Origin of the sequence: Gelidibacter gilvus, assembly GCF_004115975.1 — a bacterium.
Lineage (GTDB): Bacteria > Bacteroidota > Bacteroidia > Flavobacteriales > Flavobacteriaceae > Gelidibacter > Gelidibacter gilvus.
This window is the reverse complement of the sequence record NZ_SDDZ01000001.1, coordinates 178,966-191,770: the sequence shown is the minus strand read 5'-3', so window position 1 is coordinate 191,770 and position 12,805 is coordinate 178,966. Positions and strand designations below refer to the sequence as shown.

Here is a 12,805-nt window from a genome sequence, read left to right as displayed (position 1 = left end):
CTTTTCATTTGAAATTATTTGAACCACTATATGAAAATGATTATTCATTAGGCAATAGCAAAGGATGTCAACTTTTGAAGTAAGATGCCTTTTAACCAATTGAAGGAAATATTGCATATTGTCTTCATTGTTGAATAATAGACCGCTATTTATGCCTCTGTTATATATATGATAATAATGTTCTCGTTTTAGTGTTTCCATTTTAGTTTTTTTAGATCTCATCAGACCTGACAGGTTTCTAAAACCTGTCAGGTCTCGAAAATTCAAAAAGTTCCATATCCAAAGGTGCTTTATTTAACGGTTTAAACTCATCTTTTAAGGTGGCTTGCCATTCAAACCCCGATCCTAAAGCCGTATTCACGCTGGACAAATTAGTTTTATGTGAAAGTATTTGAAGTGTTTCCAACCCTAATTCTTCAATAACATAGTTGGTCGTTGCTTTTATGGCTTTGCTCATCAAGCCTTTGCCCTTAAAGCGTTTCCCAATGCAATAGGCGAATTCACCTTTTTTTATCTTCCAGTCTAAATTCTTCAAAATGATCATTCCGATGATGTCAATACTGTGTTTATCATGGATGATAAAAACAAATTCATTTCTTTTTTTAGCCGATTTGATTTTTCGTTTGATATAGTATTGGGTACTTTCCAAGGTGGTATTTTCTTCCAAAGTTTTTGGTAGAAACCGGATAAAACGTTCGGTATTGGACACGAGTAATTTATTCAGCTGTAAGGCATCCTTGGGCTGTAGAAGTGAAATACTGAAATGTTCTGAGCTATAAATCATTAGATTTCAATCTGTTTTGTTCTTTAAGCAAAGCTACGGTTTCTGTTGATGCCGCAGTTACTGATAACGGCAACACAAAAATAATTCCGATAAATGGAATCAACAAAAACAACATAAAAACAATGCCGTTCCCAATGGCTAGTCCACGATGCTGTTTTACAAATTTAATGCTTTCATCATATTTAAAATGCCGCTCCAAAGTATAGTCCATATTTCCAAAACCTGCATAATAGGCCTGTACAAAGAACAATGCAACGGTAGAAAAGATCCCAATTATTGGAATAAAACCAATGAGTATTATAGGGATTGTCAACAGCAATTCCATTAACAAATTTCTGACGTTGATTCGGATTCCGCGCCATAATTGTTCAGAAAAGGATGTGTCTCTATGTTGGTGCCTTTCAACACCCAACAAATGGGCTTCTATTTTTTCTGATACCGGACTCATAAAAGGTGCCGATAAAGCCATGACAATATGCTTGTAAAGTATAAACCCCAGGACGAGAATTAAAATTCCACTTAAAATTTCGCTGATTAGGTAAAACGTTTCATTCCCCCATTCCCAAACCCAAAGCTTGGAAATATAAAAAGCGAAATTATCTGAAAAAGTATATGCAGAAATTATTATGGAGGATGCCACCAAAAAACTGATTAGCATAGGAATGCCAAAAAACTTCCAAAGTCCGAGTTTGGAAATTAATTTTAAAGTTCCTGCGTAGGCTTTAATGCCTTTGAAAATGTTGCCAATCATCCTATCCCTAACCCTTTCCAAAGGAAAGGTGATTTAATAGTAATAAAATTTGAGATTCTGCCAAACATTTTAACGTGCTCTTTATGATGATTAAAACCTACAAGGTTTTAGAAACCTTGCAGGTTGGAAAATTAAATCTTTTAATGTTGGTTCCACAACAGTTTCTTCCCTTCTCCAGGGTTGAGTTCCGTCGAAATAGCAAGGTTATGATGGGATTTTTTCATACTCTTTTACCGCGTCAATAAACGCCTTGGCATTATCCAAGGGAATATTCGGTAAAATCCCGTGCCCTAAGTTGACGATATATTTATCTTTCCCGAACTCGTCAATCATCTGTTTTACCATTTTCTTGATTTCTGCAGGTGGAGAAAATAATCTTGAAGGATCAAAATTACCTTGCAAGGTGATATTTCCGCCAGTTAAATAACGTGCGTTTCTAGGAGAACAGGTCCAGTCAATTCCCAAAGCCGTAGCGTTTGATTTTGCCATATCACCTAATGCAAACCAACAGCCTTTACCAAAAGCAATTACTGGCGCGTGATCCTTTAAAGCTTCAATAATCTGATTGATATATTGCCATGAAAATTCATGATAATCGGATGGCGCTAACATGCCACCCCAAGAATCAAAGATTTGTACCGCATCACATCCAGCAGCAACTTTTGCTTGTAAATAAGTAATGGTGGTATCTGTGATTTTTTGCAATAATTGATGCGCGGCTATTGGATTTGTAAAACAAAACTGCTTTGCTTTATCAAAATTTTTGCTGCCTTGACCTTGTACGCAATAACATAAAATAGTCCAAGGTGATCCTGCAAAACCAATCAATGGAACCTCGTCATTAAGCATTTCTTTGGTCATTTTAATGGCCTGCATGACATAGTCCAATTCAACATGCACATCAGGAACAATCACGTTGTCCACATCTTTTTGTGTGCGTACTGGATTTGGCAAATAAGGTCCGAAATCAGGTTTCATTTGCACCTCAATGTTCATGGCTTGCGGAATGACCAAAATGTCGCTGAATAAAATAGCAGCATCCATGCCATATCGACGGATGGGCTGCACGGTGATTTCACTCGCCAATTCTGGAGTTCTACAACGCGTAAAGAAATCGTATTTAGCTTTTATTTCTTGAAACTCTGGCAAATAACGTCCAGCTTGACGCATCATCCAAACTGGTGGACGGTCTACTGTTTCACCTTTTAATGCTCTTAAGTATAAATCGTTTTTTATCATCTTCACAAATTCCTGCGAAAGCAGGAATCTCATTATTAAGTTAGTCTTTTTATTATATAGTAATTCAGAGTTAAGAACCTACTTGTAGGTTGTGTCTGTCTTTTATTATGTCTGTTTTATGAGGCATAATTCTCATTAACCAAATCAATCACGCTTTCTACCGTTGGTATTTTGGCAACCCGCACATCTTTAAAATGTTTTTCGGCTTCGGCAGCCGTAGTATCTCCTATGCAATAAGCAATTTTATCTTCGGCATCGTTATTAATCATATAGCTTTCTACGGTGGATGGGCTATAAAACATAATCCCTTCAATATTCGGATCTAACTTTTCTGAATCTAAAACCGTTTTGTAAGCCTCCACTTCATTCACCTTAATATTATTTTTTTCAAGAGTTTGAGACAATTCATCTAAGCGGATATCGCTACAAAAATGGGTCACTTCAGTGCCATCAATATATTCGACCAAATAAGCAGCAAGATCTTTCGCATAATTTTCAGAATGCTTGACTTTGCCAATTCTATTTTCTATCAATCTTTTGGTGCGTCGGCCCACGCAATAGATATTCTTAAATTGTAATTCTTCTTTAGGAACACTGGCAGTAATAGCTTCTACAGCGTTTTGACTGGTGATGATGACGTTTTCAATGGGCGACTTCAAAATAGGTTTTGCAATCCTATTCAAACTTATTTTTAAGAAGTCGGTGCTTTCTACGGCTACATTTTTAAAACGCTGACGCTGTATTTCGGATAAATTCCTTGTGGAAAATACTTGTATGACTCTTTGCGTATCACTGAGTTCATTCATCAGTCTACTTCCGCCACGCTCCAAAACGTAATCTGCAGCATACTGAGCCATATTATGGTGATTGCCTAGTTTTTCTGTGCGTGTCACTTCAATTTTTTTGGTGCCGTCTAAACTCAACAGGACCCCTTGAAAGTTGACTTCTTCATTTTTAATGAATGCCAAAGCCCCAATTGGTGCCGAGCAGCCACCCTCCAAAAGATTTAAAAATCGACGCTCTATGGTCGTACAGATTTCGGTTTCTTCGTGGTTTATTTCTTTACAAATGGCTAGCACTTCCTCATCTTCTTCACGTGCAGTAATCATGATGGCGCCTTGTCCAGGTGCTGGAACCATCCAATCAAGATTAATGGCATCCTCTGGGCGTACTCCAATTCTACCAATTCCGGCAGCGGCAAAAATGGCCGCATTCCAATCTTCATTATCTTGTAATTTCTGGAGTCTGGTATTGACGTTTCCTCTTAGACCAACAATAGTATGGGTTGGATAACGATTGAGCCATTGAGCTTTACGTCTTAAACTTCCGGTGGCTATGACCGCATCTCTTTGCGATAAAAACTCTTCATTGTCTTTAAAGAGTAAAGTATCCCTAACGTTGCCACGTTTTAACACCGCGGCCTGAACAATACCTTGTGGTAGAAGCGTTGGCACATCTTTAAGCGAATGGACGGCAATATCAATGGTGTTATTGAGCATTGCTGCATCTAAAATTCGGGTAAAAACACCAACAATCCCCATTTCATAAATGGGTTTGTCAAGAACCAAATCGCCTGTGGATTTCACAGGAACTAATTGGGTAAGATGACCTAAAGTCTCAAGTTGATTTTGCACAGCTTTGGCTTGCCATAGCGCTAATTCGCTATCACGGGTGCCAATTCTTATTATTTTAGACATGTTTTGTGGATTCTAACTGGAATACTCTTCTGATGAGTTCAATACTGTCATCAGTAGACGTATCATCTGTTTTAAGATGATATGCAAAGTGATTCGTTATTTTTTGAATGATGTTATTACTGATCAACTCGGCTTGGGCTTCATTGAAATCAGCGTATTTTTTACGTTGAGTTTCCAATTCCGCATTTTTAAAATCGAGCAATTTGTGCTTCAATGCGTTGATGGTTGGTGCAAATTTACGAGTTTCCAGCCAACTGTTAAAATCCTGCTTCACTTCTTCCAATATTTTTTCGGCTAAAGGAATAAAAGCTTTTCTGCGTTCTAAGGTATCATCCGTCATTTGAGATAAATCATCAAGATGGATCAAGGATACATGAGATAATTCAGTAACATCAGGGTTGACATTTTTAGGAATCGAAAGATCTAAAATCAACAACGGCTTTTTAGATTGGATGTGATTTTTATCAACCGTAGGATTGAGAGCGCCTGTTGCAACAATTAATATATCAGAGGCGTTGATTTCTTCTTGGAGATTGGTATAATCTTTTACTAACAGATTGAATTTACCGGCGACTTCTTGAGCCTTGGTTTTTGTTCTGTTGATTAAGGTGATATGTTCGTTTTTGGTGTGTTTTACCAAATTTTCACAAGTGTTTCTTCCAATTTTACCGGTTCCAAAAAGTAAAATATTTTTATCCGAAACGTTTTCAATCGTCTTTAAAATATATTGAACGGAGGCAAAGGATACAGAAGTTGCTCCGGACGAAATCTCCGTTTCGTTTTTAATGCGTTTGCTGGCTTGAATGACCGCATTTAGCAATCGTTCGGTAAAGGCGTTGAGCAAGCCCAGTTTTTTTGATGTTCTTGCACTAGTTTTAAGCTGACTGATGATCTCAAAATCGCCTAAAATTTGACTGTCAAGTCCAGAACCTACCCGGAACATGTGTGAAATGGCCTCTTGGTTCTTGTGGATGTAAGCCACGTGCTGGAATTCTTCAATCGTGCCTTTGGAGTTTTCACAAAGTAGTTTGATGAGTTGATAAGGATGTTCCGCAAAACCATAAAGCTCAGTCCTGTTGCAAGTTGAGTTGACGATTAAACTCTCGATGCCTATTTCTTTTGCTTGGTGGAGTAGATTTTTTTTAGAAGTGTCGTCCAAACTAAAACGACCTCTAATATCTGCATCCGCTTTTTTATAGCTTAATCCAATGGCATAAAAATAAGTAGTTTTCAACATAAGATAGTGCTCAATACTGGTTTTGGAAATTCGATAGCGAAGATTCAAGACAAAAGTAGAAATGTCAATTGAATAAAAACAACGCTCAAAGGACTATAAATGTCGTTCGATGTTTTTTGGTCTTTTATTTTATAGAAGTGTCATAAATAACATACTTTTGCAGCAGTACCAATGCCTATAGATGGTTTTGTTTAGAATGAATCTAAATAAGAAACAATGGATATTAAAATAATGGATTTAAAAAATGTCGTTAAAGGTTCTTTAGAGGAGACTGAGATTGATGACGGTTTTTTGGTGTTGACCTATCAAAACGAGAGCAACGCCGTAGAAATTATTACACGCGAGATAGACAGTAGTTTTATTCAATTTCACTTTTGTTTAAAAGGCTTTAGTAAATTCATTTTCAATGAAGGGCGCTATGCTTTGGATATCATGGAGGAAAATTCACTCTTGTTGTACAACCCACAACGTGATTTGCCCATGCATATGGAAATGCATCCCAATTCGTGGTTGGTCTCGATTGTGATCTCCATAAAAAAGTTCCATGGCTTGTTCTCTCAAGAAGCGGGATACATCACTTTTTTGAGCAATGACAATAAGGATAAAAAATATTATAAGGACGGAAAAATTTCACCTTCCATGGCTATTGGTTTGACGCAGTTGATTCATTATAACTTGAATTCCTCCATCAAAAACCTTTATTTCAAGGGGAAAGCCTATGAGCTCTTAAGTTTGTATTTCAATAGAAGTGAAGATGCCAATATTGAACAGTGTCCGTTTTTGGTGGATGATACCAATGTCATCAAAATCAGAAAAGCCAAGGATATTGTCATTTCCAGAATGGCAGAACCACCAACCTTGCAGGAGCTTTCTGAGGAGATTGGATTGAACATAAAAAAACTTAAAGAAGGTTTTAAGCAGATATATGGGGATACGGTTTATAGTTTTTTATTCGATTATAAGATGGAAGTCGCAAGAAAGCTTTTGGAGTCCAATGACTACAATGTGAATGAAGTAGGCTTAAAAGTTGGTTATAGTACATCGAGTCACTTTATAGTGGCATTTAAAAAGAAATATGGCACGACCCCCAAAAAATATTTAATGTCATTATCTTCGTAAATTAATATTTAAAAGATGTTCATACGGAGACTTCCGTGACTTGAAGATCTGTTGAAATTGGATATAATTAAAAAATAGATTCCTGCCTTCGCAGGAATAAGATATGAAAAAAGGAGTATTACTTGTCAATTTAGGTTCGCCGGACAGCCCAACACCAGAAGATGTTAAGCCTTATTTAAGTGAGTTTTTAATGGATGAACGCGTCATTGACGTTCCGCTGTGGTTAAGAACCTTCATCGTAAAAGGGATTATTTTAAATACACGCCCAAAGGCATCCGCGGAAGCGTACCAAAAAATATGGTGGGAGGAAGGTTCACCGTTAATTGTAATTTCTGAGCGACTTCAGAAAAAAATACAAAAAAACACCGATCTTCCTGTGGCTTTGGCAATGCGCTATGGGAGTTTAACCATTAAAAAAGGGCTTCAAGAGTTGGTTGACAAGGGGGTTGAAGAGGTCTTTTTGATGCCGCTTTATCCACAATTTGCCATGGCAACTACCGAAACTATTTTGGTGTTGGCAGAAGAAATACGGAAAGAACATTTTCCAAATCTTAAGATCTCCGATTTGAAAGCGTTTTATAATCGCGAAGATTATATTGATGTCCTTTCCAATTCTATAGGAAGACATTTAAAAAACAATCCTTATGATCATTTGTTGTTTTCTTATCATGGGGTTCCAGAACGTCATATCCGAAAACGTGACATCACAAAATCACATTGTAAAATCGACAAGAGCTGTTGCATAACACCATCGCCGGCGCACGAATTTTGCTACCGTCACCAATGTTTGGAAGTCACACGCTTAGTGGCCGAAAAACTCAATTTAAAAGAAGGCACCTATTCTTCCTCCTTTCAGTCTAGATTAGGATTTGATCCATGGTTGCAGCCTCCAACAGATTTGACTATCGAGCGTATGGGCAAAAAAGGGGTGCAGAACTTGGCCGTTGTAACGCCTGCATTTGTAAGTGATTGTTTAGAAACCTTAGAAGAAATTGCCATGGAAGGTCAAGAAATCTTCCATGAAGTGGGTGGTAAGGAATTTACAACCGTACCGTGTTTAAATGATGACGATGAATTTGTGACGATACTTTCCAATTGGATCGATGAGTGGGCAACCTCAGAAGCCGTACCTGTATAATGGCTAAAGACTCCTCTCAAGATTTAGGCACACAACCCATTAGCAAGCTTTTAATAAAGCAAGCTGTTCCTGCATCAATCGGGATTTTGGTAATGTCGCTGAATATCTTGGTGGATACTATTTTTGTCGGAAATTGGATTGGGTCTACGGCCATCGCAGCTATTAATGTGGTGTTACCAGTGTCGTTTTTTATTGCGGCTTTGGGAATGGCTATCGGGATTGGAGGTTCTTCTATAATTTCTAGGGCCTTGGGCGGTAACAACTACGAAAAGGCGCTGAAAACTTTCGGTAACCAAATCACTTTGACTTTGGTGTTGACACTTTCTTTGGTCACTGTGGGATTGCTTTTTGCAGATGGCATTATCGAATCCTTTGGTGGCAAAGGCGGTATTTTTGAGCCCGCTAAAATCTATTATGAAATTGTTCTTTACGGAGTGCCGCTTTTAGCACTTTGTATGATGGCAAATACGGTCATTAGAGCGGAGGGAAAGCCAAAATTTGCCATGTATGCTATGATGATTCCTTCGGTCAGTAACTTGATCATGGATTATATTTTTATCTATGTTATGGATTTCGGAATGGCGGGTGCTGCTTGGGCTACTACGCTTTCTTATGGGATTTGTTTGGCATTCATAATTTGGTTTTTTGTATCTAAAAAATCAGAATTAAAAATTGACTTTGCGCATTTGGGATTGAATTTTCCAATCGTAAAAGAAATCACTTCTTTGGGCTTCGTCACGTTGTCGCGTCAAGCGGTGGTGAGCGTTACCTATTTGTTTATGAATAATATCTTGTTTGATCTGGGTGGGGAAACTTCTGTGACCTCCTATGCCATTGCGGGAAGAATGTTAATGTTTGCCATGTTTCCTGTTCTTGGGGTTACTCAAGGATTTTTGCCGATTGCCGGTTTTAATTACGGGGCGGAAAACTACCATCGCGTAAAAGAAACGCTAAATACGGCCATTAAATACGCCGCGATTCTGGCTACTTTGGTGTTTATTGTATTGATGATATTTCCGGAAAGTATCACAAGGATGTTCACCACAGATGCTGATGTTGTTAGTCAAGCACCAAACGATATGCGTTGGGTATTTGCTGCAACGCCCATTATTGCATGGCAGTTGATTGGTGCCGCCTATTTTCAAGCCATTGGAAAAGCTGTACCTGCACTATTATTGACTTTATCCAGACAAGGTTTTTTCTTCATTCCGCTCATCTTAATTTTACCGAAGTTTTACGGCGAATTTGGGGTTTGGATTTCGTTTCCAATTTCAGATGTATTAGCCACCATCGTGACCGCCTATTTCTTAAATCGTGAAGTCAAGAAGAATTTGATTCCTAAAGATGTTTAATTTATTTTTGAACGATGGACTATTACAATTATATAAAAGCGCTACATCTTATTTTTGTTATCACCTGGTTCGCGGGATTATTTTACATTCCGAGGTTGTTTGTCTATCAAATTGAAGCCTTTCATAAACCATCCCCTGAAAAGGAAATTCTGGGTAAACAACTCAAATTGATGGCCAAACGTTTGTGGAACATTATTACCTGGCCTTCGGCAATTTTAGCCACTGTTTTTGCAATTTGGTTACTTATTTTAATCCCATCTTGGTTACATCAAGGTTGGATGCATGTGAAATTGGCATTTGTGGTTTTACTTATCATTTATCATTTAAAAACCCATCACTATTACAAACAATTGCAACGTGATGAGGTTAAAAAAACCTCTAATTTTATGAGGCTATGGAATGAAGGTGCCACGTTTATCTTGTTTTCTGTGGTGTTTTTGGTGATCCTAAAAAATTCAATCAACTGGATTTTTGGAGTGGTGGGCATCGTGGTTTTAGGTATTCTATTAATGCTGGGATTTAAATTATATAAAAACATCAGAAATCGAAATCCTGATGTTTAGAATTTTAAATTCCAAGTTCCAAGTTTCAAATTCCAAGTTTCAGACGACGTTATTTTTTATTCAAAAATAAATGTTCTCAAAGTCCCGCGCCGTCCGTCTGAACCGATTCATACTGATAGAAAAAGCTTGGACTGATCTACAATCACCAATCCATTGGAATTTGAGCATTTGATTTTTTGAAATTTAAGATGCAACCGTCATTGGCCTGATTATTGCTATCTTTATCGAGCTACAATTATTTAAATGAGAATCAGAAGACTTTCCTTACGCGTACGCATCTTTTTTGCAATGATTTTGTTGGTGCTTATTGCTTCCATTCTTATTGCCGCGGTCACTATTTATCAATATAATGAAGAAGCTCAGGAATATCACCGGAATCGTTTAGAACGCAAAGAAGATAATATCAGACGGCATATTGACTTTGTCATCCGTGAAACATCATGGGAGCCCAAAACTGAAAGAATACCTTTAATTTTTAGGGAAGAAATTTATAAGATTGCAGATATCCACCAATTGCAAGTCAATCTGTTTGATCTTGAGGGCGGCTTATTAAAATCTTCAAAATCCAGTATTGAGGGAGATACACTTTCAAGTTGTTTGAGTGCGGATATTTTAAATGCCCTTTCCAATACAGCCAAACATAGGTATGTTGAGAAAATAGAGCAGCATGATCAAACGTTTCAATCGTCTTTTACCTATATAACAGATAAAAAATTTAAACCGATCGCGATTTTAAACCTTCATTATATTCAGAATGATGACATTTTAAATAAGGAATTGAATGAGTTTTTAGAGCGTTTGGGCTATGCCTATTTTGTGATGCTGATCTTAGCTATTTTACTAGCCTATTTCCTTTCTAAATACATTACAAAATCGCTTAAAACGATTAGTGATAAAATAAATACGACGCGATTAGGAAAACAAAATCAACGCATTGACATTGAATCGTCCAGTGAAGAGATTGCTACTTTGGTGAATTCCTACAATAGTATGATTGATCAACTACAGGAAAGTGCGGTTAAGCTGGCCACGTCAGAACGTGAACAGGCATGGCGGGAAATGGCAAAACAAGTAGCGCACGAAATAAAAAATCCGCTAACGCCAATGCGACTCAGTGTTCAAAGTTTTCAGCGTAAGTTTAATCCGGAAGATCCAGAAATTCACCAGAAAGTCGATGAATACAGCAAAACACTTATTCAGCAAATTGATACGATGAGTTCTATTGCATCTGCCTTTTCCAATTTCGCCAAAATGCCTGCGCAAAAAAATGAAACCCTGAATGTGGTTAAAATTGTAAAGTTGGCCTTAGATATTTTTAGTGAAGATTATATTGCTTTTGTGGCCGATGAAAAGGAAATTATTTCCCAATTAGACCGTACACAATTGATACGGGTGATTACCAATTTGGTTAAAAATGCCACCCAAGCTGTTGCGGATTGCAAAGACCCCAAAGTTGTGGTCAGTGTGATGTCTGAGAATGATTTGGTGAAAATTTCTGTTTCTGATAATGGAAAGGGGATTACCGATGAAAATATTGACAGAATATTTGAACCTAAATTTACTACAAAGTCAAGCGGAATGGGTCTTGGATTGGCAATGGTTAAAAACATCGTAGAAACTTATAAAGGAACCATTACTTTTACTTCCCAAAATGGGAAAGGAACGACGTTTACGGTGACTTTTCCGAAAGAAATTCTTCCTACGAAAGCCGTAATCTCCTAAAATATTGCTTAATTTTCAGTTTTTGTCACTTCAAATAGTACAGAGAAAAATTAATTATATTTAATAAATAAAAGATTTCCACCGTCCTATCTTCCGACAGACAGGCGCGGAAACAATAAAAAACATTTATATGTCATACGAAAACATTTTATCAAAAAGAAACGACGGGATTACAACCATTACCATCAACCGTCCTAATAAATTAAACGCTCTAAACAAAGCAACTATTAACGAGCTCAATCAGGCTTTTAAAGTGGCTGACAAGGATAAAAACACCAAGGTGATCATTATTACCGGAAGTGGTGAAAAAGCTTTTGTTGCTGGTGCGGATATCAGTGAGTTTGCCCATTTTGATGTTGAAGATGGTGGAAAATTGGCGGCTAAGGGTCAGGAGTTGCTGTTTGATTATATTGAAAATCTTTCCACACCAGTTATTGCAGCGGTCAACGGATTTGCTCTTGGTGGTGGACTCGAACTGGCAATGGCCTGTCATTTCAGGATTGCGAGCGACAATGCAAAAATGGGTTTACCAGAAACCTCATTGGGCGTTATTCCTGGTTATGGTGGAACACAACGTTTGCCACAGTTGGTTGGAAAAGGTCGTGCCATGGAAATGGTTATGACTGCCGGCATGATTGAAGCGGAGACTGCAAAAGCCTACGGATTGGTCAATCATGTGACCACACAAGATGAGCTGATTCCTTTATGTGAAAAGATTGCGGGGAAAATCATGCGAAACTCTACTGTAGCCATTAAAGGCGCTATTAAAGCCATTAACGCCAATTATAAAGACGGTGTAGATGGGTATAAAGTAGAAATCAAACAATTTGGAAAGTGCTTTGGCACCGACGATTTTACCGAAGGTACGACGGCATTCTTAGAAAAGCGGAAGGCGGAGTTTCCGGGAAAATAAACAAATTCCTGCGCAGGCAGGAATCTCAAATAGAACGCGGACCCGTATAGTGGCAGGGCAGGTGACACAGATTATGCAGATTTTCACTGATTTGATTGTGAAAATTAAATAAACGTTTGAAGACAAGATCAGTGCTTATCATAAAAAATCAGCGTCATCTGCGTTCTTTTTTGTTGGACCACTGACCCGCCTGACGGCAGGGCAGGTGACACAGATTGAGCAGATTTTCACTGATCTGATTGTGAAAATTAAATAAACGTTTGATGATAAGATCAGTGCTCATCATAAAA

The 12,805-nt window shown here is 37.8% G+C and carries 11 protein-coding genes; 6 read left to right on the top strand and 5 right to left on the bottom strand.

What is annotated here, in order from left to right:
• Nucleotides 1-238 precede the first annotated feature (238 nt).
• From ESZ48_RS00820 to hemA, 5 genes are all read right to left on the bottom strand, one after another.
• Nucleotides 239-784 carry a GNAT family N-acetyltransferase gene (locus tag ESZ48_RS00820; RefSeq protein ID WP_129015412.1) on the bottom strand — a complete coding sequence of 182 codons (546 nt, stop codon included), beginning with the start codon at nt 782-784 and terminating at the stop codon, nt 239-241.
• Complete coding sequence (locus ESZ48_RS00815; protein WP_129015411.1) at nt 774-1,535, bottom strand: EI24 domain-containing protein; 762 nt, start codon at nt 1,533-1,535, stop codon at nt 774-776. Before ESZ48_RS00815 ends, ESZ48_RS00820 begins: the two co-directional genes overlap by 11 nt.
• A 204-nt stretch (nt 1,536-1,739) precedes the next feature.
• Nucleotides 1,740-2,774, bottom strand: coding sequence for a uroporphyrinogen decarboxylase (gene hemE / locus ESZ48_RS00810; RefSeq protein WP_129016031.1), 1,035 nt, complete (start codon nt 2,772-2,774; stop codon nt 1,740-1,742).
• A gap of 116 nt (nt 2,775-2,890) precedes the next feature.
• Entirely contained in the window at nt 2,891-4,471 is a 1,581-nt protein-coding gene (hemC, locus tag ESZ48_RS00805) for a hydroxymethylbilane synthase (protein WP_129015410.1), read from the bottom strand.
• Nucleotides 4,464-5,708 carry a glutamyl-tRNA reductase gene (gene hemA, locus ESZ48_RS00800; protein ID WP_129015409.1) on the bottom strand — a complete coding sequence of 415 codons (1,245 nt, stop codon included), beginning with the start codon at nt 5,706-5,708 and terminating at the stop codon, nt 4,464-4,466. The genes hemC and hemA overlap by 8 nt, the downstream gene beginning before the upstream one ends.
• Before the next feature lie 216 nt (nt 5,709-5,924).
• On the opposite strand from hemA, the gene ESZ48_RS00795 reads away from it, so the two are divergent.
• From ESZ48_RS00795 to ESZ48_RS00770, 6 genes are all read left to right on the top strand, one after another.
• Nucleotides 5,925-6,827, top strand: coding sequence for a helix-turn-helix transcriptional regulator (locus ESZ48_RS00795; protein ID WP_129015408.1), 903 nt, complete (start codon nt 5,925-5,927; stop codon nt 6,825-6,827).
• Between the two features lie 103 nt (nt 6,828-6,930).
• Nucleotides 6,931-7,965 (top strand): ferrochelatase, encoded by a 1,035-nt coding sequence (gene hemH / locus ESZ48_RS00790; RefSeq protein WP_129015407.1) that lies wholly within the window; start codon nt 6,931-6,933, stop codon nt 7,963-7,965.
• The gene (locus tag ESZ48_RS00785; RefSeq protein WP_129015406.1) at nt 7,965-9,317 is read left to right on the top strand and encodes an MATE family efflux transporter; all 1,353 of its coding nucleotides are present in this window, start codon (nt 7,965-7,967) and stop codon (nt 9,315-9,317) included. The genes hemH and ESZ48_RS00785 overlap by 1 nt, the downstream gene beginning before the upstream one ends.
• A gap of 14 nt (nt 9,318-9,331) precedes the next feature.
• Nucleotides 9,332-9,880 (top strand): CopD family protein, encoded by a 549-nt coding sequence (locus tag ESZ48_RS00780; RefSeq protein WP_129015405.1) that lies wholly within the window; start codon nt 9,332-9,334, stop codon nt 9,878-9,880.
• Between the two features lie 243 nt (nt 9,881-10,123).
• On the top strand, nt 10,124-11,602 hold the full coding sequence (locus tag ESZ48_RS00775) for a sensor histidine kinase (protein ID WP_129015404.1): 1,479 nt from the start codon (nt 10,124-10,126) through the stop codon (nt 11,600-11,602).
• A 130-nt stretch (nt 11,603-11,732) separates the two neighbouring features.
• Nucleotides 11,733-12,515: an enoyl-CoA hydratase/isomerase family protein gene (locus tag ESZ48_RS00770; RefSeq protein WP_129015403.1), complete on the top strand. Its 783-nt coding sequence runs from the start codon at nt 11,733-11,735 to the stop codon at nt 12,513-12,515.
• Nucleotides 12,516-12,805 lie beyond the last annotated feature (290 nt).

What these genes read in the sequence shown, in the direction of transcription:
- ESZ48_RS00795 (WP_129015408.1), top strand. Translation starts at nt 5,925, where the DNA reads ATGGATATTAAAATAATGGATTTAAAAAATGTCGTTAAAGGTTCTTTA.
- ESZ48_RS00775 (WP_129015404.1), top strand. Translation starts at nt 10,124, where the DNA reads ATGAGAATCAGAAGACTTTCCTTACGCGTACGCATCTTTTTTGCAATG.
- hemC (WP_129015410.1), bottom strand. Translation starts at nt 4,471, where the DNA reads ATGTCTAAAATAATAAGAATTGGCACCCGTGATAGCGAATTAGCGCTA.
- ESZ48_RS00785 (WP_129015406.1), top strand. Translation starts at nt 7,965, where the DNA reads ATGGCTAAAGACTCCTCTCAAGATTTAGGCACACAACCCATTAGCAAG.
- hemE (WP_129016031.1), bottom strand. Translation starts at nt 2,774, where the DNA reads ATGATAAAAAACGATTTATACTTAAGAGCATTAAAAGGTGAAACAGTA.
- hemA (WP_129015409.1), bottom strand. Translation starts at nt 5,708, where the DNA reads ATGTTGAAAACTACTTATTTTTATGCCATTGGATTAAGCTATAAAAAA.
- ESZ48_RS00815 (WP_129015411.1), bottom strand. Translation starts at nt 1,535, where the DNA reads ATGATTGGCAACATTTTCAAAGGCATTAAAGCCTACGCAGGAACTTTA.
- ESZ48_RS00780 (WP_129015405.1), top strand. Translation starts at nt 9,332, where the DNA reads ATGGACTATTACAATTATATAAAAGCGCTACATCTTATTTTTGTTATC.
- hemH (WP_129015407.1), top strand. Translation starts at nt 6,931, where the DNA reads ATGAAAAAAGGAGTATTACTTGTCAATTTAGGTTCGCCGGACAGCCCA.
- ESZ48_RS00820 (WP_129015412.1), bottom strand. Translation starts at nt 784, where the DNA reads ATGATTTATAGCTCAGAACATTTCAGTATTTCACTTCTACAGCCCAAG.
- ESZ48_RS00770 (WP_129015403.1), top strand. Translation starts at nt 11,733, where the DNA reads ATGTCATACGAAAACATTTTATCAAAAAGAAACGACGGGATTACAACC.